The sequence below is a fragment of the [Mycobacterium] manitobense genome (assembly GCF_025821665.1).
GTDB lineage: Bacteria > Actinomycetota > Actinomycetes > Mycobacteriales > Mycobacteriaceae > Mycobacterium > Mycobacterium arseniciresistens.
Window position 1 is genome coordinate 26,219 of sequence record NZ_JACKSJ010000020.1, and the last position, 23,405, is coordinate 49,623.

Genomic DNA, 23,405 nt, shown 5'->3' on the forward strand with positions numbered 1-23,405 from the left:
GGTCGAGGTGTCCGAGTTCTGGGGGCAGGGCTGTCATCGTGGTGCAGTTCCGATCGTGAGCAGTGTTCGGGTGTCCCGGGCGTAGAAGTCGTTGCCCTTGTCGTCGATGACGATGAAGGCTGGAAAGTCTTCGACCTCGATCCGTAGAACGGCTTCCATGCCCAGTTCGCCGTACTCGAGGACTTCGATCGATGTGATGCAGTCATGGGCGAGGCGGGCGGCCGGTCCTCCGACGGATCCCAGGTAGAACCCGCCGTGCTGCTGACAGGAGCGCCGTACTGCGTCCGAACGATTTCCCTTCGCCAGCATCACCAATGATCCGCCGGCGGCCTGGAACTGCTCGACATAGGAGTCCATTCGTCCGGCTGTCGTGGGCCCGAACGAGCCGGATGCCAAGCCGTCGGGCCTCTTCGCCGGTCCTGCGTAGAACACCGGGTATCGACGCAGGTAGTCGGGCATCGGTTCGCCTGCGTCGAGTCGTTCGCGGATCTTCGCGTGCGCGAGATCCCGCGCGACGACCATCGTGCCGGTCAACGACACCCGGGTGCCCACCGGATGAGTGGAAAGTCGCGCGCGGGTGTGCGACAACGAGTCGTTCAGGTCGATACGTACCGGTTCCGGATCAAGCGCGGTGTTGTCCGCGTCCGGCAGGAACCGCGCAGGATCGGTCTCGAGTCGCTCGAGGAACACCCCGTCGCGAGTCACCTTGCCCAGGACGTGGCGGTCGGCCGCGCAGGACACAGCAAGCGCGACGGGCAACGAGCCGCCATGCCTGGGTAGCCGGATGACGCGGACGTCGTAGCAGAAGTACTTGCCGCCGAACTGCGCACCGATACCGAGCCTCTGCGTCGCACTGAGGACTTGTCGCTCGAAGTCGTGGTCACGGAACCCATGTCCGGCTGTCGAGCCCGCACTCGGTAAACCGTCGAGGTGGTGTGCTGACGCCAGTTTGGCCGTCTTGAGCGCGAATTCAGCACTGGTGCCGCCGATCACGACCGCGAGATGATAGGGCGGGCATGCCGAGGTGCCTATCTCGGCGGCCTTGGCGACGACGAAGTCCAGAAGGTTGCCGCTGGACAGGAGTGCGGGGGTCTGTTGGAACAGGAAGCTCTTGTTGGCGCTGCCGCAGCCCTTGGCCATGAACAGGAACCGATAGGTGTCGTCGCCCTCGGCGGAGATCTCGATCTGTGCCGGCAGGTTCGTGCCGGTGTTGCGTTCGTCGAACATCGACAACGGCGCCAGTTGCGAGTAACGCAGGTTGAGTGTGGTGTACGCACGGGCGATGCCACGTGAGAGATGTTCTGCGTCCCGGCCGTCCGTGAGTACGTGCCGACCTCGTCCGGCGTGGATCAACGCAGTTCCGGTGTCCTGACACATGGGTAGGACGCCACCCGCGGCGACGTTCGCGTTGCGCAGAAGTTCCGTGGCGACATAGCGGTCGTTCGGGGAGGCCTCGGGGTCGTCGAGGATCGCCGCGACTTGGCGGAGATGGCTGGTGCGCAGTAGATGTGACACATCGCGGTAAGCCTCGAATGAAAGCTGCTCGAGCACGTCAGAATCCACTTCGATGAATTCGCGTCCGGCGGCGTAGGTGGTGCGGATCGCCTCAGGCCGTACGTCAAGCCGCCGGTAGGCCGTTCTGTCGGCACCGACCGGCAGCAGCGGCGTATAGGCGACGGTCACCGCAGAGCGCCTTCGACTGCGTCGGCCACGCCGAACATCATGTGTTCCCTGCCCGTTGCGGTGATCAGCTGCAGCCCGACGGGCAGCCCCGACACGCCGCCGACCGGAAGGCTCACAGCCGGCTGCCCGGTGAGGTTCCACGGGCAGGTCAGCGAAAGCAAGGCCGACCGCACCTCGACCGCCTCGCCATCGATGACGTGTGCGCGCTGGTCGACATCGGTGGCGACTGTCGGCACGGTCGGCATGGCGATCACGTCGAATCGCCGGAACAGTTCGGCGGTCGCCGAACGCAGTTCGTCGCGTGCGCGGTCGGCACGGAGGTACTCCCACGCGGACATCTGCCGCCCACGAATAAGCCGATCGACGACCTCGGGGTCGATGTCGTCCCGGCGGCCGGTGAGGTCATCGGCATGTTCGGCATAGGCCTCGCTCGCCTGCAGCACGCTGAGGACGGAGAACAATTCGCCGGCCCGGAACGGCAGCCGCACGACGTCGTCGGAAAGGAGTCCCGCGACTTCCAGCGCGGCACGAACCGTCGCGGTGACCGCGGGATCGGTGGGGCCGATGCAGGACGGGTCGAGCCAGCCGACCCGGGCCGACGCTTTGCCGAGTGGTTGTACTGTCCCGGCCATGACGGCGTACCCGAGTGCGGCGTCCGCAGAGGTGCCGGCGAAGATCCCGACGTGGTCCAAGGATGGCGCGAGTGGGTGAACGCCTCGGGTGCGGATTGCCCCGTACGCGGGCTTGAACCCGACCACCCCGCACAGCGCGGCAGGCACCCGCACTGAGCCCGCGGTGTCTGTTCCTACGGCGAGTGGCACCATGCCCGCAGCGGTGGCCGCGGCGCCACCGCCACTGGATCCGCCGCTGATCCTGGTGGGGTCCGAGGGATTCCGGGACGCGCCGTGTGCCGACCGGTCACCGGTCGCGCCGTAGGCGAATTCGTGCAAGACATTCTTACCGACGATCACCGCGCCCGCCGCGCGCAGGCGGCGGACGCACTCGGCATCGTGCTCCGCGGGGCGATGCCGGTGCACCTTCGAACCGCGGGTGGTGACCTGGCCGGCGATGTCGATGAGATCTTTGACCGACACCGGGATGCCGTGCAGAGGTCCGCGGTCGCGACCGCGAGCAAGTTCGTCGTCGGCCCTTTCGGCGCCTGCCATGGCGTTGTCCGCGCCAACACTGGTGAAGGCGTTGAGGATCGGGTTGAGCCGGGCAATGGCCGCCAGGCTGTGGCCGACCAGTTCCACGCTGGTCACCCTGCGGTTGCGGAGATCCTCGGCGAGCGAGTTGATGTCGCGGTCACGGAAGTATCCGTTCAGCACATCGGTGTCTGCGGTATCGGTCATCGTCAGAATCCTGGAAGTGGTTGCAGGGCAGGGACGATCACTGCGGTGGAGAGAGCCATGGCAGCGACGTTCCCGATGAAGGGATGGAAGTCGGCGGGTAGTCGTGACGAGATCGCGGCGGCCAACGGTGGGCCGAGTGCCGCGCCCAGTACCGCGCCGGCGACGATCGAGACTGGTGTCCCTCCGTATGCCAGCACACAGGCCGGCGCGACCGAGACGACGGGAACGAACGTCGGGTAGAACGGCCGCCGTGACCACTGTCTGCGCCAGAGGAGCACGGCGACGACCGCTGCGAGCGCCTGCGCGGCAAGGATCTGAGGCAACAGACCCGACCCGTATGCCGGTAGCGCCGGGTCGAGCAGGTATGCCACCAAAACACCGGCGATGAGTCCGATGCTGGCCCATTCGCTACCGAAGAACTGGGCCTCCGAGAAGTCTGCCAACCCCCGGCGCAACAGCCAGGCGGGCCCGTGCGTCTCGGCGATCACCGGCGGTTGTGTTTCAGGCTCGCGGCGCAAGTGCGGCAGCGCGGGCAGCCAGGGCAGGTGACGGCAGACCGCGAAGGCGATCACCGCACCCATTGCCATCCCGCCGGTCACGCCGACCACCGGCGGAACACCCAGCCACGGACAGATGACGTCCGCGCCGAGGACCGACAGCGGAGGGGTGACGACGCCGCCGAGGACGCCGCCGGTGAGTACCGTCTTCATGTCGGGGCCGAACATCAGCACGACGGTCGGCGACACCGAGACGAACGGAGCGAACAGCGGCTGCCAGGCGCCGTCGGACATGGTCCAACCCCACATCAGATTGCTGATGGCCACACCGAGCAGCGCACTGGCCAGCATCGGGACCCACAGTCCGGATCCGCAGGCCTGGGCAAACCCCTGCCACCGCCGCCCGCAGGCCTGCAGCCGATGTGCGAGCAGACCACCGGCCAGAAGGCCGAGCCCCGCAAGCGTGCTCCCGTAGAAGTTGGGTTCACTTGCCGCTGAGGCGATGACATCGAGCACCGGGGCGACGTCGGGCAGGCTGCCGGTCCACACTAGAGCGGCCAGCAGACAGATGGCGGCGACGAGTGGCCACAGCGCCAGAGCGCCGCTGTGCGGGCGGGTCGACGGTGCGGTCGTCATATCCGCGCCCTACCGGGGAAGCGCCGGGCCGCCGCGGTAGCCGAGCAGCTGATCGTAGAGATCGGTGCGGCGGTCGCGGTGAAGATCGTTGAACTGGTTCCAGATCGCGGCGCCACGAGCGGCCGTGACGTCGATGTCTGCATAGACGATGGTGTCCTCGTCAGGTCCGGCGATCCGGTCGATCGGCCAGCCGTTGGTCCCGGCGATGAGCGAGTTGCCCATGAACCCGGAGGTGCGTTCCGTGCCGATCCGGTCTGCGGTGGCGATGTACACGTTGTTGACGTGCGCAGCCGTCATCGTGAGGTAGGCGGCCATGCACGTGCCGCTGGCGTCGTACAGCGGTGGCGGGGTCCACACCCATCCGGTGGGGATGCAGATGATGTCCGCGCCCTGTTGCGCGACGATGCGCGCGGTCTCGGGGAACCAGATGTCCCAGCACACCAGCAGTCCAATCCGGCCAATCCTGGTGTGGAACACCGGGTAGCCCAGATTGCCGGGGGAGAAGAACAGCTTCTCCTCGTTCCACAGGTGGGTCTTGCGGTACTTACCGACGTAGCCGTCTGGTCCGACGAGGACTGCGGTGTCGAACAGTTCGACGCCGTCGAGTTCGGGCAGGCAGCCCACGATGTAGACGTCGTGTGCGACGGCGAACTCGACCCAGCCGGCCACGGTCGCGCCGGACGGAACCTCCTCGGCGTGGGCGTAGGCCTCGTCGCGGGAGGCGAATGTGTAGCCGGTGGTTGCCAGCTCGGGCAGGACGATGAGGTTGGCGCCTTCAGCTACCGCGTTGCTGAGGCGCTCGTAGACCGCCTCGGAATTGGCCTTCAGGTTCTCGACCCCGACTTGCGGGTTGAACTGCACGACGGCGACGCGTACGGGGCTGTGCCGGTGGTTCTCTGGCAATCCATCCTGATCAGGCATGACACTCTCTTCTGTCGGTGCAGATGGTGCATTTTCGGGCGTTCGACGCGTCCGAGAATTCTGCCCGAACGTTCGGGCCGAACGTTCGGGCTATACTGCTCCCAGATGTGCGCCACTGTCAAGGGGTGGTCAGACGGGTCCGACACAGCAAACGGGGATGGCGGGAGTGGCTAAGCCAAGACAAGCGACACTGCAGTCGATCGCCGACGACCTGGGCCTGCACGTGTCGACGGTGGCGCGGGTGCTCAACGGCATGCGGCAGGGCGAGCGTGCCGCCTCGGGTGCCACCGCCGAGCGAATCCGCGAGCGTGCGGCGGAGGTGAACTACCGGCCCAATCCGCACGCCGCGAGTCTGCGTACGCGCCGGACGAACCTGATCGGTGTCCTGGTGCCGCGGTTGAGCGACGTCGTGCTGGCGACGGTGTACGAGGGCATCGAATCGGCTGCGGCGCAGCAAGGTCTGACGGCGTTCGTGGCGAACACGCAGGATGAACCCACCGGCCAGCGTCAGCGGATCGAAATGATGCTGGACCGCCGCGTCGACGGACTCATCCTCGGTGACGCGCGTGCTGATGACCATTCGGTTCTCGAAGAGCTGACCCGCAGGGAGGTTCCGTTCGTGCTGGTCAATCGCAGCGTCGCGGACTATCCGGCGGCGACTTGCGACAACTGGCTCGGCGGCCGGCTGGCTGCGCAGCACCTGCTCGACCTCGGCCACCGCAGGGTCGGGGTGATCGCAGGGCTCGCGCACGCGAGCACCGGTATCGACCGGCCGGCCGGATTCGTCGAGTGCTTCCGGGAGGCGGGCTTCGAAGTGCTACCGGAGAACATCGTGTACTCGGGACTGGACAGCCAGGGCGGTCATTTCGCGGCGGATCGGATGCTCGACGGTCCCTCGCCGCCGACGGCGCTGTTCGCGGTGAACGACTTCGCTGCGATCGGCGCGGCCGGCGCCATTCGCAACCACGGGTTGCGGGTCGGCCGGGACGTGTCGCTGATCGGCTTCAACAACATCGCGCTCACCGCCGAGCTGCACGTCCCGCTTACCTCGATCGAGTCGCACGCCTTCGACATGGGGCGCGATGCGGTGCAGCTGCTGGCGGACTCACTCGCGGGGCGGCCTCCGGCTCAGCGCCGGACGACGCCCGTCCTCGTTGTGCGGGAGTCGACGTGCGAGCCACCTTGACATCTGATCGAACACAAGTTCGAATGAAGAGGTGAGGTGGGACGGGCAGGGTGTCGGCGTCGATGACGGAGCGCTGCCGGGCCTGCAGCGCATCGGCTTCGTCCGAAGCGTCCGCACGCCGCAGTTCGACGGCATCACCTTCCACGAGGTGCTGTGCAAGTCGGCGCTGAACAAGGTGCCGAACTCCTCGATGCTGCCGTTCCAGTACACGGTCAACGGCTACCGCGGCTGTTCGCACGCCTGCCGGTACTGTTTCGCCCGCCCCACCCACGAGTACCTCGACTTCGACAACGGCGTCGACTTCGACTCCCAGGTGGTGGTCAAGACCAACGTCGTCGACGTGCTGCGCCGCGAGCTGCGCAGGCCGTCGTGGACCAGGGACACGGTGGCGCTGGGCACCAACACCGACCCCTACCAGCGAGCCGAGGGCCGCTATGAACTCATGCCGGGAATCATTGCCGCGCTGACCGATTCGGGGACACCGATGTCCATCCTCACCAAGGGGACACTGCTCCGGCGCGACCTGCCCCAACTGGCCGAGGCGGCGCGGCGGGTGCCGGTGAGCGTCGCGGTGTCGCTCGCGGTCGGCGACCCGGACCTGCACCGCGACGTCGAACCGGGAACGCCCTCGCCGCAGGCCCGGCTCGGTCTCATCGCCGCGATCCGCGACGCCGGGCTGCCGTGCCATGTGATGGTGGCGCCGGTGCTGCCGCATCTGACCGACTCCACCGAGCACCTCGACGGACTGCTCGGGCAGATCGCCGCCGCGGGCGCCGACAGCGTCACGGTGTTCGGGCTGCACCTGCGCGGTTCCACCCGCGGCTGGTTCATGTCGTGGCTGGCGCGCTCACACCCGCATCTGGTCGCGCGCTACCGCGAGTTGTACCGCCGTGGTGCGTATCTGCCCGAGGACTACCGCCGGTCGCTGCACGACCGCGCGGCGCCGCTGATCGCCCGTCACGGTCTGGCCAGGAACCGACGGGTCACGACGCCGGAGATCGTTCCCCCGGTCGCGGCGACGCAGCCGGTGCAGGCAACGCTGTTCTAGGTCAGACCTTGTTGCGCTTGACGTCCTTGAACGGCACACCGCGGTCGGCGGCCTGTTCCCGGGGGAAGCCGAGCACCCGTTCGCCGATGATGTTGCGGGCGATCTCGGTGGTCCCACCGCCCAGCGAGGCGGTCTGCCGCGACAGATAGCGGTCGCCGTAGCGGATCAGCCGGTCGCCCGCGTCGACCACGCCCGCCGCGCCGGAAAGCGCCACCGCCGTGTCGATCTCGAACTGGATCGACTCGGCGTGGGTGATCCGGATGATCGACCCGGCGGCCGGTGGCAGCGACCCGTCCAGCACACCGTGGTAGACGTGGTCGATCAGCTGCTCCTGCACCGCACGCCGCACCAGCGCCCGGCCGGCCATCTCGCGAGCGCGTTCGCTGTCGGCCTGGCCGGTCTCCGCCAGCAGTGCCCGGTAGTCGACCGGCTGATCGGTCACACCCTCCGGGCCGATGCCGCTGGCGAACTCCGAGCCACCGCCCACCGCGCGCCGCTCGTGGTAGAGCTGCCGGGAGGCGACCTCCCAGCCCTCGTTCACCTCGCCGACCACCGCGTCGTCGCCGAGTTCGAGGTTGTCGAAGAATTCCTCGCAGAACTCGTCACCACCGTCGACCTGCTTGATACGCCGCATCGTGATGCCCGGTGCGTCGAGCGGCACCATGAACATCGTCAGCCCTTCGTGTTTGGGCACGTTCCAGTCGGTGCGGGCCAGCAGCAGGCCGTAGTCGGCGGCGAAGGCGCTGGTGCTCCACGTCTTGGCGCCGTTGATCACCCAGGTGTCGCCCTTGCGGTCGGCCCGGGTGATCACCCCGGCGAGGTCGGATCCGCCGCTCGGTTCGGACAGCAGCTGCACCAGGATCTCGTCACCGCGGATGGCCGCGGCGATGTGCTCGCTCTTCTGCTCTTCGGTACCGGTGTCCAGGATCGTCGCCGCGCAGATGGTGAACGTCGGTGTGTTGAGGATGATCGGCAGCTCATAGTCCTTGGACACCGCGTCGAACGCCCGCTGATAGGCGATCGGGTAGCCCAGGCCGCCGTACTCACGGGGGAAGCAGATGCCGGCGAATCCGCCTGCGTGCAGCTTCTTCTGGAGTTCCCGGGCCCGCAGCCACGGGGCCTCCTCGCCGCGGTCGGAGTCCGGCGGGTTCGCCGGGTCGATGCGGGGCATGTTCTCGGCCAGCCACGCCTTCGCCCTGGCCTTGAAGTCCTCGACGGACTCGCCTGCCGCCGGAGCCGCCTGATCCTGCGATGCGGTCTCGGTCATGACGCGGACTCCAGTTCCTCGGACAGCGCGTACACGCGCAGGTTGTGGTCTTCGGGCGTACCGAGCATCGACCGGTACAGCGTCGCGCGGCGCAGGTACAGGTGCAGATCGTGCTCCCAGGTGACGCCGATGCCGCCGTGCAGCTGGACGGCGTGCTGGATCATCGGTGCGGCGTGCTCTCCGACATAGGATTTCGCGACGCTGACGGCGAACGCCGCGCCGGGGGAGCGGTCCGCCACCGCCGTCACGGCGGCGCGGGTGGCTGCGCGGCAGGCCTCGAGCCAGATCTTCAGGTCCGCGAAACGGTGCTTGAGCGCCTGGTAGGACGCCAGCGGCCGGCCGAAGGAATGCCGATCGAAGGCCCACTGGATGGTGAAACCCACCACGGTGTCAAGGATTCCGACCACCTCGGCGCACTGCAGGATCTGGGCGACCTGAGCCTGCCGGCCGATCAGCGCTGCGGTGTCGGCCGTCGTCCCAACGGCCGCCGACTCGTCGACGACGACGCCGTCGAACTCGACCCGTGCGTAGCGCTTCACCAGGTCGACCGAACGCTGCTCGGTGATCGAGACACCGGCCGCATCGGTCGGTACGAGGAACTGCCGCAGGTCGTCGCCGACGCGCGCCGTGACGAGCAGCACCGCGCTCTGGGCGCCCGCCTCCACCCGGTCCTTGACCCCGTCGATGCGGTAACCGCCGTCGGTCGGCGTCGCGGTCGCATTGGCGTGCAACGGATTCCAGGAGCTACCGGGCTCGCAGACCGCCCACGACGCGACGGTCTCACCGGAGACCAGCGCCTCGATCAGCTCGGCGTGCCGTTCGGAGTCGGACGCGTCGACCAGCCCGGCGAGCACCGTGCTGACCGGATGCAGCGGTCCCGGGGCGACGGTGCGGCCGATCTGTTCGGCGACCAGCGCGAGATCTTCGACGCCGTTGCCCGACACGCTTCCGCCGCCGAGTTCCTCGGGGACCAGCAGGCTGGTCCAGCCGAGTTCGGCCGCGCGCCGCCACCACCCCGGGTCGAAGGAGGAGCCCTCGGCGTGCAGTTCCCGGACCCGGGTCAGCGACGCCTCCTTCTCCAGGAAGGCCTGCGCGGTCGAGGCGAACAGCATCTGTTCTGGACTTGCCACTTCGGTCATGAGATCCGTTCAGCCTTAACGCGGGGTGGGAGGGTGGTGGTGCTCAGCGCACAGGTCAAGCGATGACGAGCGCGGGCACGTCGGGCTTGAATACCTTCTTGTTCGGCACCTTGAACAGGTCGACGAGGTTGCCGCCCATGACCTTCCGAATGCCCTCCTCGTCGAGGCCCATCTGCTCGAGGTCGCCGACCAGGTTGATCGGGTCGGCAAGGCCCTCGGGGTGCGGCCAGTCCGAGCCGAAGATCACCCGATCGATGCCGATCAGGTCGGCCATCTCCTTGAAGTCGTCCTCCCAGAACGGGGCCACGTACACCCCGCGCCGGAACGCCTGGATCGGGTCCTCGGGGAACTCCTGCGGCATCTTCGAGTAGACGTCCTTGAACTGCTTGAACAGGTACGGCACCCACGACGCGCCGTTCTCGACGGAGAGGATGCGCAGATCGGGGTTGCGGGTCAGTGCGCCGTGGCAGACCAGCGCCGCCATGGTGTCCTCGATGGGCCGTTTGCCCATCGAGACCATGCGGAATGCGGTCGGCTTGAACGGCAGGTACTCGTCGGCGGGTTCCCAGTCGTTCAGGTACTCCGCGTAGCCGCTGTCGGAGGCGTGCATGCAGACCGGGATGCCGGCCTTGACGCAGGCGTCCCAGAACGGGTCGAACTCGGGCAGGCCCATCGACCGGGTGCCGCGGTAGCCGGGCACCGGGGCCGGGCGCACCAGGACAGTCTTGGCGCCGCGCTCCAGACACCACTCGAGTTCCTCGAGCGCCCGGTCGACGACGCTCAGGTTGATGACCGGCGTGGAGAAGATCCGGTCCTCGTAGTTGAACTGCCACGTCTCGTACATCCACTGGTTGAGCGCGTGGATGATGTCGAGGATCGCGTCCGGGTCGTCCTTGAGCCGCTCCTCGACGAGGCTGGCCAGCGTCGGGAACATGATCGTGTAGTCCAGGCCGAGGCCGTCGAGCACCTCGAGGCGGGCCTCGGGGTTGCGGAACGCGGGGATGGCCTTCATCGGCTTGCCCATGATCTCGCGGAAGCTCTTGCCGCCGCTGCCGTGCCGGAAGTACTCCTCCTGGGCGCCGGGCTTGGCGACCACCTCGAACGTGGGGTTCGGGATGTAGTCGCTGATGTGGTTGCGCACGACGATCTTGGTGCGGCCCTTGACGTCGATGTAGTCGATCACGCCTTTGCGCTTGTCCGGCAGGAACTGTGTCAGCGCTTCCTGCGGTTCGTAGAAGTGGTTGTCGGCGTCGAACACGGGATATGACAGATCGCGTGAGGGCATGTCCGCCTCCTGGAAGTCTTGTTGGCTGCAAGTGGTAATGAAGTTACCACTTTCGTGCAGGTGACGAAACCGGCCTCAGGTGTAACGCCCTCGGGTGGCTCATCCGGGGTGTGCGACCAGGCTGCGTGAGCAGAACTCGAAGATGTGTCCGCCCTCGATCGGTACGCCGTTCAGTTCGGCGCCCAGCACCCGCAGTCGCATGGCGCCCAGCACGTTCTGCATGATCAGGGCCGCGGTGCTGTCGACGTCGATGTCGTCGCGGAACGTGCCCTCGGCGATCCCGCGGCCGATGATGTCGCCGATCAGCCGGTGCAGCGGCGCCAGCACGCGGGCGTAGTCCTGCGGCAGGCTCTCGGAGAGATGGTCGTTGTAGAACGTCAGGCCGCGGTTCACCCGGTCCTGGGTGCTGCTCTCCGCCGGGGTGCAGATCCGGTCGATCAGCACGCGAAGGGCTTCGACACCGCCAAGGCCGTCGGTCTGGGCGCGCCAGTGCTGTGTCGACTCCGCCATGATTCGCTCGATGAGCGCCAGCAGGAGTTCGTCTTTGGTGGAGAAGTGCTGGTAGAACGACCGCAGTGAGGTCTTGGACCGTTCCACCACCTCAAGCACCGTGAAGTCGGTGCGGCCCGTCTCGCCCAGGATGGTCAGCGCCGACTTCATGAACCGCGCGGCGCGCGCTTCGGAATCGACCCGGCCCGGGGTCACCGCCCTGCCGTTCGCGTTCGCCATGGGAGCACCTTCCCGTCCGGCTGCAGCTGCGAGAATGACGTTACCGCTTTTGTAGAGGCTCGTGCGCCTTCCGGTTACTGTGTTCCTCGCAGAAGACCGCCGCGCACCGACGAGAAACGATTTGAACGAGGGGTCAGGACCTATGACGACGGAATCGACGGACTCCGCGCAGGCGCAGTGGACGATCGGGATGCTGCTCGATCTGTTCGACGCCGAACCGGCCGGGGACAACCGCTTCACCGTGCAGACCGGCATCGCCGGAGTCGACGAACGCCAGGTGGTGGAGGGCACGCAGATCCTCGGCGCCGCGATCGTGGCTGCGGCCAAGCGCTTCCCGGAGAAGTCGGTGCGTTCGGTGCACGCAGTCTTCGCCCGTGCCGTGCTCGTCGGCCCGCCGGTGGAGCTCGAGATCGACGTGGTGGCCGAAGGCCGGTCGACGGCGACCGCCGTGGTGTCGGCGTCGCAGAACGGCAAGCGCGCCATCACGGTGACGGTGTTCACCGACGTGCCCTCGGGCGACGTCATCCGCCACCACCTGCCGCGTCCCGAGGTGGCGGGCCCCGGCGACGCGAACGAATCCTCGATGCCGATGACCGGCCGGCAGGTGCGGCTTGTCGACGTGGTGGACGTCAACAGCCCCGACGAGGTCGGCCCGCCGGAGCTCTACGCCTGGCTGCACTACGATCCGGTGCCCGGCCGTGACGAGCTGGCCAAGGCGCTCCTCGCGTATTTCACCGGCCACCTTGGCATTTCGACGACCATGCGGGCCCACGAGGGGATCGGCACCGCGCAGGCGCACCTGACGGTGTCCACCGCGCCGATGACCGCCACCGTCAGCTTCCACGAGCCGGTGCGCTGGGACGGGTGGCTGCTGTACTCCCATGAGAGCACCCAGGTGGGCGCGGGCATGTCCTACGTCCGCGGGGCCGTGCACACCGAAGCCGGCGAACTGCTGGCCTCCTTCAGCCAGGACGCGCTGATCCGCCCGCTGCGGACCACCGATACCGGCATCGCCGAGCACTCCCGGCTGTAGCCGCTGGCACCACTGCCGGACTTCCGGCACGCTGGATTCGGTGACTGGCGGACCAGACCTCGAACACCGCGTCGAAGCCCTGCTCGCCCGGCTGCCGATCGGCGAGAAGGTCGCTCTGATGTTCCACACCATGGCCGTCATCGGCGACCAGGGCGACGGCTTCGAGGGCCTGCCCTTGCCGTCCCTGCAGACCCTGCTCGACCTGGGCCTGACGCATTTCAACCTGCTGGGCCCCAGCCCGGACGGTCGCGACTTCGCCGACTGGGCCAATGGTGTGCAACGCCGGGCGTTGCAGCGGCCGCATCCGATACCGGTGACATTCTCGACCGACCCCCGGCACCACTTCACCGACAACCCGCTCGCCCAGATGATGGCCGGGGCGTACTCCTGTTGGCCGGAACCCCTGGGGCTGGCGGCAATCGGGTCGGCGGACCGGGTGCGCGAGTTCGCCGACATCGTCCGGCAGGAGTACCTCGCGGTGGGGCTGCGGATCGCCCTGCACCCGCAGATCGACCTGGCCACCGAGGCCCGCTGGCCGCGGATCAACGCGACGTTCGGCGAGGACGCCGACCTGACGTCACGGCTCGGCGCTGCGTATTTGGAAGGACTGCAGGGTGATTCGTTGAGCGCCGCGTCGGTGGCCGCGATGATCAAGCACTTCCCCGGCGGCGGGCCGCAGCGCGACGGCAACGACCCGCACTTCGCGTGGGGCCGGGAACAGGTCTACCCCGGCGGAGTGAGGGAGTACCACCTGCGGCCGTTCCGGTCTGCGCTGGCGGCCGGCGCGGCCGAGGTGATGCCCTACTACGGTATGCCGGTCGGAACCGACTGGGAGGAAGTCGGATTCGGATTCAACCGGTCGGTGATCACCGGTGTGCTGCGGGAGGAACTCGGGTTCGACGGTGTGGTGTGCACCGACTGGGGACTGATCACCGAAAACCCCGGACTCGGCGACCTCGGCACGGCACGGGCGTGGGGCGTCGAGCATCTCGACCGGCACGAGCGGATGTTGAAGGTGCTCGACGCCGGCGTCGACCAGTTCGGCGGCGAGCACTGCACCGACGTCCTGCTCGACCTCGTCGCCGACGGCCGTGTCAGCGAGGCCCGCATCGACGAATCGGCGCGCCGGCTACTGCGGGTCAAGTTCGCGCTCGGCCTCTTCGACGAGCCGTTCGTCGATCCCGAACACGCCGCAGTCACGGTCGGGCGTGCTGACTTCGCCGCCGCCGGGCGCCGTGCGCAGCAGGACGCGCTGACCCTGCTCACCAACGGCACGGCGGCGAACCCGTTGCTGCCGTTGCCACCCGGCATCCGGCTCTATGCCCCGGAGTTGTCGCCCGACGACGTCGCGGGCCGCGCCGCCCTGGTCGACGATCCGAAGCAGGCCGACGTCGCGCTGCTGCGGCTGGCCACGCCGTACGAGGCCGCCCCAGGCATAGCGGCGATGTTCCACCACGGCTCACTGGAGTTCACCGCCGAGGTGCTGCAGGAGGTCGGCGACGTGTGCGCCGCCGTGCCCACCATCATCGACGTCTATCTGGAGCGGCCCGCCGTGCTGACGCCGATCGTCGATTCGGCGGGTGCGATCATCGCGAACTTCGGTGTCGCCGCCGACGCGCTGGTCGAGGTGCTGTTCGGTGAGTCGGCGCCCCGCGGATCACTGCCGTTCGACCTGCCGCATTCGGACGCCGCGGTCGCGGCGAGCCGGTCGGACGTCGCCTTCGACACCGCCGACCCGGTGTTCCGGTTCGGCCACGGCCTTCGGTATCGGTGAGACGGCGGCCGACCTCAGCGTCCCGCGACGTCGACGTCGTACGCGTGGTGCACGACGTCGTGCAGATGGTAGACGGCGATGGAGGCGACGGTGAATTCGCTTCCGTTGCTGCGCAGTCCGCGGCGCAACCAGGCGTCCGGCGGAACCGCGGCGTAGGTGTCGGCGACGGTGATCGCGGCGTCGAACAGTTCACCGGCCACCACGGCCGGGCTCTGCGCGGCGTAGTCGTCGTCGCGCGCGGTCTGGTCCTGATCCCAGTTCGGGAACAGCGGCTCGGTCTGGGTGAGCATCGCCTGCACGCGGGTGTGGAAGATCCGGTGGACGTCGCGCACGTGACAGCCGTACTCGAGGGTGGACCACACCGCGGGTCTGCGCCGGATCGCCGCGTCGGCCGCACCCAGCCGGCGCAGCCAGTCGTCGGCGTCCGAGCGGATGCGGTCGGCGACGTCGAGATGCGAGACGGCGCCGGCGTCGAACCCGCATTCCGGGCAGGGCTGCGACAGCACCCAGGTCCAGTCCTTGGTGTCGGGTTCGAGTGCGCCGTCAGCCATCGGCGAAGTCGCCTGACACCGCCGCGCTGAGCACGTCCAGCGGCAGACCGCCGAGATCGAGTGCGCGCCGGTGGAATTCCTTGAGGGCAACACCGCTGCCCAACGTGGTGTCGCGCAGTTGCTGCCAGATCCGTTGACCTATCGCGTACGACGGCGCCTGTCCGGGCCAGCCCAGGTAGCGGTCGAGTTCGAAGCGCAGGTTCTCCTCGGCCATCGCGCTGTGGGACTGCAGAAAGTTCCACGCCCGCTCGGCGTCCCAGGTACCGCCGTCGGGTGCGGTCATTTCGCAGTGCACACCGATGTCGATGACGACGCGCGCGGCGCGGAACCGTTGCGCGTCGAGCATGCCCATCCGGTTGCCGTCGTCGTCGAGCCAGCCGAGTTCGGCCATCAGCCGTTCGGCGTAGAGCGCCCACCCCTCGCCGTGGCCCGAGACCCAGCAGCCCAGCCTGCGCCAGCGGTTGAGCCTGTCGGCCAGCACCACCGCGCGACCGATCTGCAGGTGATGCCCCGGCACGCCCTCGTGGAAGACGGTCGTCGTCTCCTGCCAGGTGTGGAACACGTCCACCCCGTGCGGGACGGACCACCACATCCGGCCGGGCCGGCTCAGGTCCTCCGAGGGCCCGGTGTAGTAGATGCCACCGGTGTGCGTCGGTGCGATCCGGCACTCAAGGTTGCGCAGCGCCGGGTCGATCTCGAAATGGGTGCCCGCCAGCGACTCGACCGCCCGGTCGGAGAGGTCCTGCATCCACGCCTGCAGCGCGTCGGTGCCGTGGACCACGTACCGCGGCTCGTGTTCGAGCTGCCGAAGCGCGCCGGCGACCGACGACCCGGGGTAGAGCCGGTCGGCGATCGACTTCTGTTCGGCCACAATGTCGTCGAGCAGCGCAAGGCCCCACTCGTAGGTCTCGTCGAAGTCGACGGCCGCGCCGAGGAAGGACCGCGCCCACAGCCGGTACCGGTCGCGGCCGACCGCGTCCTCCTGGTGGGCCTGCGGGGCGATGTCGTCGCCGAGCACCCTGGCCAGTTCGTGGTAGGCGTTCGCGGCGTTGGCGGCCGCCTGCTGCAGGTCCTCGTGCAGCGCGGCGCTCTGCGGCGCGGCGGCCGCGACCATGTCGACCAGCAGGTGCTGGATCCCCGCGGCCTGTTCGATGCCTCGCGCCACCTGGCGCACCGCGGGCGCGCGGCCGCTCTCGGCGGCGGTGCGCAGGGCCTGCGCGTAACCGGCCACCCGGTCGGGCAGCCGGGCGAGGCGCCGGGCGATCAGTACCCAGTCGTCCTCGGTGTCGGTGGCCATCAGGTCGAACACGTCGCGCATGGACTGCAGCGGCGAGGCGATCACGTTGAGCTCGCCGAGGTCGAGCCCCGCGTCGTTCAGGTCGATCAGCACGCCGAGGCGCTCCCGCATGGCGGCAACGGTCACCCGGTCGGTCTCGTCGACCGGTGTCACCCCGTCGAGCTCGCGCAGCGCGGCGCGGGCGGCCTCGGCGCGGGCGGTCACGCCGTCGGGGGAGTAGTCGGTGATGTCGTCGTCGTGCCCGACGATGCCCATTTCCGTTGCGGCGCAGGGATCGAGCGCCGCGACGGTGTCCAGGTAGCGTTCCGCGACTGTGTCGACGGCCGTGGCCGCCCTACCCAAGGTCGGTGGCGGCGAAGGTGTCGCAGGACGCCGGATCGCCGGTCCGGTAGCCCTCGGTGAACCACTTCTGCCGCTGCTCGGACGAACCGTGCGTCCACGCCTCGGGGTTGACCCGCCCGGTGGCGGCCTCCTGGATACGGTCGTCGCCGACGGCCGACGCGGCGGACAGCGCGTCGGCGATGTCCTTGTCGGTCAGCGGCTGCAGGTACGTCACATCGGTGCCCGGCTGCTTGGTGATCGCGGCGTAGTGCGCCCACACGCCGGCGTAGCAGTCGGCCTGCAGTTCGGTGCGCACTCCGCCGCCCGTCGGGCCCTCGGGATCCTGTTGGGCGCGCACCAGCGAACCCTGCAGCTGCTGGACATGGTGGCCGAACTCGTGGGCGACGACGTATTCCTGCGCCAACGGTCCACCGCTGGAACCGAACTGGTCTTTCAGCACGTCGAAGAACCCGACGTCGAAGTACGCCGTCTGGTCACCGGGGCAGTAGAACGGGCCGACCTCGCTGGACGCGGCTCCGCAGGCGGTGTTGACCTGCCCGGTGAACAGCTTCACGCGCGGCCGGGTGTAGTCCGGCAGCAGCTGCGGCCAGATGCCGTCGAGGGAGTTGGCGGTCGCGATCACCCGGCACTCGGCGATGCGGTTGGCGTCGGCGCCGGTGCGGCACTGGCTCGTGTCGAAGCCCTCCGCCTCGGCACCGGGTGCGCCCTGCTCCGGCATCACCGTGCTCGGGTCGACGCCGAGGAACAGCGCAACGACGAGCACGATCAGGCCGAGCCCACCGCCACCGACCGCGATGCCGCGGCCCGGGCCGCGACCCCCTCCGCCGGTGGATGTGGTGCTCGTGTCGATCTGCATACCTTCGTTGAAGGTCATCGCACACCCCATCTGTACTGGCCGTGACGCTCGGCGATACGCCGCGTTCAGCTTGCCACACTACGATTCAGGCGTGTCCGTCGTCGCCGAAGTGCCCACCGTCGCGCACACGACGCTCGGCCGGCTGCGCGGCTCCACCGAGGGTGGCGTCGCGGTGTGGCGCGGGATCGAGTACGCCCGCCAGCCGGTCGGCGAGCGCAGGTTCACCGCGCCGCTGCCGCCGCGGCCGTGGACCGGGGTGCGCGATGCGGTGGAGCACGGACCGCTGCCGCCGCAGGGCCGGTCATTCGTCGGCGGCGGCCGCGACGACCCGAAGATCCGCGACGAGGCGTGCCTGACCCTGACGGTGTGGTCCCCGGCTTCGCTCCCCGGGGCCGCGCTGCCGGTGATGGTCTGGATCCCGGGCGGCGCGTTCGTCTACGGCGCCGGCCAGCTTCAGCTCTACAACGGGTCGCGGCTGGCCGCCAACGGCAACGTCGTCGTGGTGAACGTGACCTACCGACTGGGCGTCTTCGGCGGCTTCGAGCTGGGCGACCTGGGCCACGGCCTCGACGACAATCTGTGCCTGCGCGACCAGATCGCAGCACTGCGCTGGGTCCGTGACAACATCGCCGCGTTCGGAGGCGACCCGGACCACGTGACGGTGTTCGGCGAATCCGCGGGTGCGACGTCGGTGCTCGCCCTGCTGGCCAGCCCGGCCGCCCGCGGGTTGTTCAGCCGTGCGATCGCGCAGAGCCCGGCACTGCCGCTCATCGCCGACCGGGAGATCAGGGCGCGCCGGTCCGAGCGGTTCCTGCAGCTGGTCGGCACCGGCCCGGCTTCGCTGAAGACCCTGCCGCAGCGGCAGTTACGCCGCGCGGCCGGTCAGCTGCAGCTGGAGAGCGCGGCCGAGAGCCCCACGCTCGCCTACGGGCTCACCCACGGTGTCGACCTGCTGCCGCAGCACCCGATCGACGCGGCCCGGGCCGGCGCCGTCGCCCCGGTGCCCTTGATCATCGGCACGAACAGCCACGAGGCGTCGATGTTCGCCTGGGGCAAACCGCCGATGCTGCCCACGACGACGGCCGGCGTCGAGGCCTACCTGCGCCGGCAGCCGGCCGAGGTGCGCGACCGGCTGCTGGCCGCATACCCGGAGTTCCCCCGCCGCCGCGCATTGATCGCGTTCGGCTCCGACGTCATGTTCGGTGCGCCGACGTGGGCGTTCGCCGACGCCTACAGCGCGCATGCGCCCACCTACGTCTACCGCTTCGACCACACCACCTGGACGCTGCGGGCACTGGGCCTCGGCGCCACGCACGGCAGCGAGATCGTGCACATCCAGCACAGCTACGCCTCCTACCTGGGCCGCAAGATCCATCCGCTGGGCAGGCGGGTGCAGCCGGCGGTGGGACGGCGGATGCAGAGCACCTGGCTGGACTTCGCCACCCGCGGCTGGGCGCCGGGGCAGGTGTGGCGCGAGGACTGGCCGCGCTACGACGCCGAGCAGCGCCGCACGCGGGTGATCCGGTCCGCCCGCGACGTGTCGGTCGACGACCCCGACGAGGTCCGCCGCAAGGCCTGGGACGGGATGTACTAGGCGGCGGTCGGATACCGCTCGTCGGTGTAGCGGCGCAGGTTGTGCAGGAAGCGCTGGAACAGCCAACCCATGACGGGCTTGCCGAGCGTCATGCCCACCCGCGCCGCGACACCGTTCGGCTTCATGGCCATCACCCAGGTGAGGTGGCTGCCGGTGGGCGTCGGGACAACGCGGTAGTCCTCGGCGAACCCGGCGATGCTGCGGGTCGAGGCCTCGTTGAACCGGAACGCCATATGACTGAACGGCGTCCAGGCCAGGAACTCCTCGTCGCCGACGATGCCGCCCCGCATCTCCACCCGACGGGTGGTGCCCACGGCGCGCGGTTCGGGGCTGGTCCACGTCACCTTGGTGATCACCGTCGCCCACTGCGGCCACGACGTCTCGTCGGCGAGCACCTCGAACACCTGCTCCGGGGTGATCGCGAGGTCGACGGTGCTGACGAAGCGATACGGCGCCGAGTCGACGAACGTGAGGGGGACGCGCTCGCAGGGGAACATGGGCATACACCCTAGGGCACGGTGTCTAGCCGGGACCGTCGCTGGCCGCTGCGAGCAGGGGCACCAGCACGTCGCTGACCGGCGTCGCCACTCCGTAGCCGGCCGCCTTGCGGGCGATCACGCCGTTGCGGATATCCCACTCCAGCGGCCGGTGTGCCTCACGGTCGGTCAGCATCGAGGTGGTGATGTCGGGCGGCGACTGCCGCAGCATCCCGAGGATCTCGTCGGCCACGCCGTCGCCGAGGGTGGCGCCGTCCGCACGTGCCACCGCGAGGCACTCGGCGAGGTAGCGCCGCGCCAGCGCGTCGACATCGTCGCGGCGGAACATCCCGGTCCGCCGGCCCGTGAGCACCATCAACCCGATGACGGCGTTCATCAGCAGCTTGTGCCAGGCGGCGGAGATGAAGTCCGGTTCGAGCTCCACGGTCATCCCGGTGGGCCGCAGCAGGTCGGCGAGTGTCCCGGCCGCCGGGGTGTCGGGCAGCACGAGCCGCGCGTCGGTGCGCAGCCGGACCCAGCCCTTCGCCTGCACCTCCGCCGAGATCCACACCGCGGCGGGCACCACCGTCGCCGCCGGGCAGTACCTGCCCACCCGCTCGGTCTGCTCGACCCCGTTCTGCAGCGCGCAGACCACGGTGTTCTCGTCGGCCAGCCGGGCCAGCCACTGGCCGGCCTGTTCGTTCTGGGTGTCCTTGACGGCCAGCAGCACGACGTCGACCGCCGCCTCGACGGCGGTGGGATCGGTGTGCACCGGCCCGGGCACGACGATCGGGTCCCGGTCGTCGCGGCGCACCTCGACGCCGTCACGGGCGCTGCGGCCGCACAGCAGCACCGGCTGGCCGGCGGCGTGCAGGTAGGCGGCGACGGTGGCGCCGATGGCCCCGGGACCGATGACCGCGACGCGTGTGCCCATACGCGCCAAGCTACCGACGCGGGTGCCACCACTACACTGTGGCGGTCGTCTTGTCAGGCAACCCCCAGGAGATTTCGTGCTGCGCAGTCATGCCGCCGGTTCGTTGCGGCCCGCCGACACCGGTGAGACGGTGACGCTGGCCGGCTGGGTGGCGCGCCGGCGCGACCACGGCGGCGTCATCTTCATCGATCTGCGCGACGCGTCGGGGGTGACCCAGGTGGTCTTCCGCGAGGCGGGGGTGCTCGAGGCAGCCCACCGGCTACGGGCCGAGTTCTGCGTCGCCGTCGAGGGCGTGGTGGAGACCCGGCCCGAGGGCAACGCGAACGCCGAGATCGCGACCGGTGAGATCGAGGTGAACGCCACCTCGCTCACCGTGCTGAGCGAGAGCGCACCGCTGCCGTTCCAGCTCGACGAGGTCGCCGGGGAGGAGGCCCGGCTGCGGTACCGCTACCTCGACCTGCGCCGTGAGGGGCCGGGCCAGGCGATCCGGTTGCGGTCGCGGGTCAACGCCGCCGCCCGCGCGGTGCTCGCCGAGCACGACTTCGTCGAGATCGAGACGCCGACGATGACGCGGTCGACGCCGGAGGGGGCGCGCGACTTCCTGGTGCCTGCCCGGCTGCAGCCCGGCTCGTTCTACGCGCTGCCGCAGAGCCCGCAGCTGTTCAAGCAGCTGCTGATGGTGGCGGGCATGGAGCGCTACTACCAGATCGCCCGCTGTTACCGCGACGAGGACTTCCGGGCCGACCGGCAGCCGGAGTTCACCCAGCTCGACATGGAGATGAGCTTCGTCGACGCCGAGGACGTCATCGCGATCTCCGAGCAGGTGCTGCGCGCGCTGTGGGCGTTGATCGGCTACGACCTGCCGCTGCCGCTGCCGCGGATCACCTACGACGACGCGATGCGCCGCTTCGGCTCCGACAAGCCCGACCTGCGCTTCGACCTGGAACTCGTCGAGTGCACCGAGTACTTCGCCGAGACGCCGTTCCGCGTCTTCCAGTCGCCCTACGTCGGTGCGGTGGTGATGCCGGGCGGCGCCTCGCAGCCACGGCGGACGCTCGACGGCTGGCAGGAGTGGGCCAAGCAGCGCGGCGCCAAGGGGCTGGCCTACGTGCTGGTCGGCGAGGACGGCACGCTCGGCGGCCCGGTTGCCAAGAACCTCACCGACGCCGAGCGCGACGGCCTGGCCGCCCACGTCGGCGCCGCACCAGGTGACTGCGTGTTCTTCGCCGCCGGTACCGCCCGCTCGGCGCGCGCACTGCTCGGCGCCGCGCGCATCGAGATCGCCAAGCGGCTCGACATGATCGATCCGACCGCCTGGGCCTTCACCTGGGTGGTGGACTGGCCGCTGTTCGAGATGGCCGAAGAGGCAACGGCCGCGGGCGATGTCGCGGTCGGGTCCGGGGCGTGGACGGCCGTGCACCATGCGTTCACGGCGCCCAAGCCCGAGTCGGAGGCGATCTTCGACACCGATCCGGGCGCCGCCCTGGCCAACGCCTACGACATCGTCTGCAACGGCAACGAGATCGGCGGCGGGTCGATCCGTATCCACCGCCGCGACATCCAGGAGCGGGTGTTCGCGATGATGGGCATCGACCACGACGAGGCGCAGGAGAAGTTCGGCTTCCTGTTGGAGGCGTTCACCTTCGGTGCGCCGCCGCACGGCGGGATCGCCTTCGGCTGGGACCGCATCACGGCGCTGCTCGCCGGCACGGACTCGATCCGCGAGGTGATCGCGTTCCCGAAGTCCGGCGGCGGCGCCGACCCGCTCACGGGGGCGCCGGCGCCGATCACCGCGCAGCAGCGCAGGGAGTCGGGAATAGACGCCAAGCCCAAGAAGTCTGATCAACCATGAGCGACATCGACAAGGACAAGCTCGTCGCGGACACCGCGGCGCTCGACGACTTCAACAAGGCCATCGTCGAGGAGTTCCGCGCCAACGGCGGCAAGGTCGGCGGCCCCTTCGAGGGCGGCACCCTGCTGTTGCTGCACACCACCGGCGCCAAGAGTGGCAAGCCCCGGCTGTCGCCGCTGGCCTACCTGACCGTCGACGGCAGGATGCTGATCGTCGGCTCCTACGCCGGCGCGCCCAAAGACCCGGCGTGGGTGCACAACCTGCGGGCACACCCCCGGGCCCACATCGAGGTGGGCACCGAGAGTTACGACGTCGACGTGCGCGAGTTGCCCGCCGACGAGCGCGACGCGACGTACCCGAAGATCGTCGAGCTGGCGCCGGTGTTCGCCGAATACCAGGCCAAGACCGATCGGGCCATCCCGCTGTTCGAGCTGACGCGGCGGGAATAGATTCCCCCTCGCCGCGGTCGACTTGTGTCGTGACTGAATTCGACAACGATTTCGACGCAGACAAGATGGCGTCCGACCGCAACGTGCTCGACGACGTCAATCGCAAGGTGGTCGAGGAGTTCCGGGCCAACGGCGGCAAGGTCGGCGGTCCGTTCGCCGGCTCCGACATCGTGCTGATGACCAACGTCGGCGCCAAGTCCGGGAAGCCGCGGGTGTCGCCGTTGGTGTACTTCCCCATCGACGACCGGATCCTGATCGCCGGTTCCTTCGGTGGCGCACCGAAGGCGCCCGCCTGGGTGCACAACCTGCGGGCCAATCCGAGAGTGCATGTCGAAATCGGCACCGAGGCCTTCGACGCCGACGCCCACGAGTTGCCGCTGGACGAGCGCAACGCGCTGTACCCCCGCGTCGTCGAACTCGCTCCACAGTTCGGTGAGTACCAGTCGAAGACGGACCGCGTCATCCCGCTCTTCGAGCTCGTCCGGGCGTGATTCGGGCGCGGTT

21 protein-coding genes are annotated in these 23,405 nt (G+C 69.1%); 8 read left to right on the forward strand and 13 right to left on the reverse strand.

Going from position 1 to position 23,405, the window contains the following annotated elements; translation table 11 throughout:
• Positions 1–33 precede the first annotated feature (33 nt).
• From H7I41_RS02275 to H7I41_RS02290, 4 genes are read right to left on the reverse strand one after another with little or no spacing between them, the layout of a single operon-like run.
• Positions 34–1,683, reverse strand: coding sequence for a FumA C-terminus/TtdB family hydratase beta subunit (locus H7I41_RS02275; RefSeq protein ID WP_264010935.1), 1,650 nt, complete (start codon positions 1,681–1,683; stop codon positions 34–36).
• On the reverse strand, positions 1,680–3,035 hold the full coding sequence (locus tag H7I41_RS02280; RefSeq protein ID WP_264010936.1) for an amidase: 1,356 nt from the start codon (positions 3,033–3,035) through the stop codon (positions 1,680–1,682). The genes H7I41_RS02275 and H7I41_RS02280 overlap by 4 nt, the downstream gene beginning before the upstream one ends.
• 2 nt (positions 3,036–3,037) lie before the next feature.
• A complete protein-coding gene (locus H7I41_RS02285) occupies positions 3,038–4,168 on the reverse strand; it encodes a hypothetical protein (protein ID WP_264010937.1) in 1,131 nt (376 codons plus the stop codon).
• Positions 4,169–4,177: 9 nt separating this feature from the next.
• Complete coding sequence (locus H7I41_RS02290) at positions 4,178–5,089, reverse strand: nitrilase family protein (RefSeq protein WP_264010938.1); 912 nt, start codon at positions 5,087–5,089, stop codon at positions 4,178–4,180.
• Positions 5,090–5,246: 157 nt separating this feature from the next.
• Between H7I41_RS02290 and H7I41_RS02295 the strand changes: the two genes are divergently transcribed.
• Together H7I41_RS02295 and H7I41_RS02300 are read left to right on the forward strand one after the other, a co-directional pair.
• Positions 5,247–6,275 carry a LacI family DNA-binding transcriptional regulator gene (locus H7I41_RS02295; RefSeq protein WP_372503645.1) on the forward strand — a complete coding sequence of 343 codons (1,029 nt, stop codon included), beginning with the start codon at positions 5,247–5,249 and terminating at the stop codon, positions 6,273–6,275.
• A 31-nt stretch (positions 6,276–6,306) separates the two neighbouring features.
• Positions 6,307–7,323: an Rv2578c family radical SAM protein gene (locus H7I41_RS02300; RefSeq protein WP_264010940.1), complete on the forward strand. Its 1,017-nt coding sequence runs from the start codon at positions 6,307–6,309 to the stop codon at positions 7,321–7,323.
• A gap of 1 nt (position 7,324) precedes the next feature.
• Here H7I41_RS02300 and H7I41_RS02305 read toward each other — a convergent pair whose 3' ends face one another.
• From H7I41_RS02305 to H7I41_RS02320, 4 genes are all read right to left on the reverse strand, one after another.
• Positions 7,325–8,590: an acyl-CoA dehydrogenase family protein gene (locus H7I41_RS02305; RefSeq protein WP_264010941.1), complete on the reverse strand. Its 1,266-nt coding sequence runs from the start codon at positions 8,588–8,590 to the stop codon at positions 7,325–7,327.
• Positions 8,587–9,729 carry an acyl-CoA dehydrogenase family protein gene (locus H7I41_RS02310; protein WP_264010942.1) on the reverse strand — a complete coding sequence of 381 codons (1,143 nt, stop codon included), beginning with the start codon at positions 9,727–9,729 and terminating at the stop codon, positions 8,587–8,589. Before H7I41_RS02310 ends, H7I41_RS02305 begins: the two co-directional genes overlap by 4 nt.
• A 55-nt stretch (positions 9,730–9,784) precedes the next feature.
• Positions 9,785–11,014, reverse strand: a complete 1,230-nt coding sequence (locus tag H7I41_RS02315; protein ID WP_264010943.1) for an amidohydrolase family protein — start codon at positions 11,012–11,014, stop codon at positions 9,785–9,787.
• A gap of 99 nt (positions 11,015–11,113) precedes the next feature.
• Entirely contained in the window at positions 11,114–11,743 is a 630-nt protein-coding gene (locus tag H7I41_RS02320; protein ID WP_264010944.1) for a TetR/AcrR family transcriptional regulator, read from the reverse strand.
• A 142-nt stretch (positions 11,744–11,885) separates the two neighbouring features.
• Between H7I41_RS02320 and H7I41_RS02325 the strand changes: the two genes are divergently transcribed.
• Both H7I41_RS02325 and H7I41_RS02330 read left to right on the forward strand, forming a co-directional pair.
• Positions 11,886–12,776 (forward strand): acyl-CoA thioesterase, encoded by an 891-nt coding sequence (locus H7I41_RS02325; RefSeq protein ID WP_264010945.1) that lies wholly within the window; start codon positions 11,886–11,888, stop codon positions 12,774–12,776.
• Between the two features lie 40 nt (positions 12,777–12,816).
• Complete coding sequence (locus H7I41_RS02330) at positions 12,817–14,550, forward strand: glycoside hydrolase family 3 protein (RefSeq protein WP_264010946.1); 1,734 nt, start codon at positions 12,817–12,819, stop codon at positions 14,548–14,550.
• A gap of 14 nt (positions 14,551–14,564) precedes the next feature.
• On the opposite strand, the gene H7I41_RS02335 is transcribed toward H7I41_RS02330, so the two are convergent.
• Genes H7I41_RS02335 through ypfJ form a run of 3 tightly spaced genes read right to left on the reverse strand, consistent with a single transcriptional unit; the run spans position 14,565 to position 17,614 of the window.
• Positions 14,565–15,101, reverse strand: a complete 537-nt coding sequence (locus H7I41_RS02335) for a DinB family protein (RefSeq protein WP_264010947.1) — start codon at positions 15,099–15,101, stop codon at positions 14,565–14,567.
• Positions 15,094–16,740 carry a DUF885 domain-containing protein gene (locus tag H7I41_RS02340; protein WP_264010948.1) on the reverse strand — a complete coding sequence of 549 codons (1,647 nt, stop codon included), beginning with the start codon at positions 16,738–16,740 and terminating at the stop codon, positions 15,094–15,096. The genes H7I41_RS02335 and H7I41_RS02340 overlap by 8 nt, the downstream gene beginning before the upstream one ends.
• Positions 16,733–17,614: a KPN_02809 family neutral zinc metallopeptidase gene (ypfJ, locus tag H7I41_RS02345; RefSeq protein ID WP_264010949.1), complete on the reverse strand. Its 882-nt coding sequence runs from the start codon at positions 17,612–17,614 to the stop codon at positions 16,733–16,735. The genes H7I41_RS02340 and ypfJ overlap by 8 nt, the downstream gene beginning before the upstream one ends.
• 73 nt (positions 17,615–17,687) lie before the next feature.
• On the opposite strand from ypfJ, the gene H7I41_RS02350 reads away from it, so the two are divergent.
• Positions 17,688–19,190, forward strand: coding sequence for a carboxylesterase/lipase family protein (locus tag H7I41_RS02350; protein WP_264010950.1), 1,503 nt, complete (start codon positions 17,688–17,690; stop codon positions 19,188–19,190).
• Here H7I41_RS02350 and H7I41_RS02355 read toward each other — a convergent pair.
• A complete protein-coding gene (locus H7I41_RS02355) occupies positions 19,187–19,693 on the reverse strand; it encodes an SRPBCC family protein (RefSeq protein WP_264010951.1) in 507 nt (168 codons plus the stop codon). The two genes, H7I41_RS02350 and H7I41_RS02355, sit on opposite strands and share 4 nt — an antisense overlap.
• Before the next feature lie 19 nt (positions 19,694–19,712).
• Positions 19,713–20,600 (reverse strand): oxidoreductase, encoded by an 888-nt coding sequence (locus H7I41_RS02360; protein WP_264010952.1) that lies wholly within the window; start codon positions 20,598–20,600, stop codon positions 19,713–19,715.
• A gap of 76 nt (positions 20,601–20,676) precedes the next feature.
• Between H7I41_RS02360 and aspS the strand changes: the two genes are divergently transcribed.
• The 3 genes from aspS to H7I41_RS02375 all read left to right on the forward strand — a co-directional run bounded on the left by aspS (position 20,677) and on the right by H7I41_RS02375 (position 23,392).
• Positions 20,677–22,452, forward strand: a complete 1,776-nt coding sequence (gene aspS, locus H7I41_RS02365) for an aspartate--tRNA ligase (protein ID WP_264010953.1) — start codon at positions 20,677–20,679, stop codon at positions 22,450–22,452.
• Complete coding sequence (locus H7I41_RS02370; RefSeq protein WP_264010954.1) at positions 22,449–22,901, forward strand: nitroreductase family deazaflavin-dependent oxidoreductase; 453 nt, start codon at positions 22,449–22,451, stop codon at positions 22,899–22,901. The genes aspS and H7I41_RS02370 overlap by 4 nt, the downstream gene beginning before the upstream one ends.
• Positions 22,902–22,966: 65 nt before the next feature.
• Positions 22,967–23,392 (forward strand): nitroreductase family deazaflavin-dependent oxidoreductase, encoded by a 426-nt coding sequence (locus H7I41_RS02375; RefSeq protein ID WP_264010964.1) that lies wholly within the window; start codon positions 22,967–22,969, stop codon positions 23,390–23,392.
• Positions 23,393–23,405: the final 13 nt, after the last annotated feature.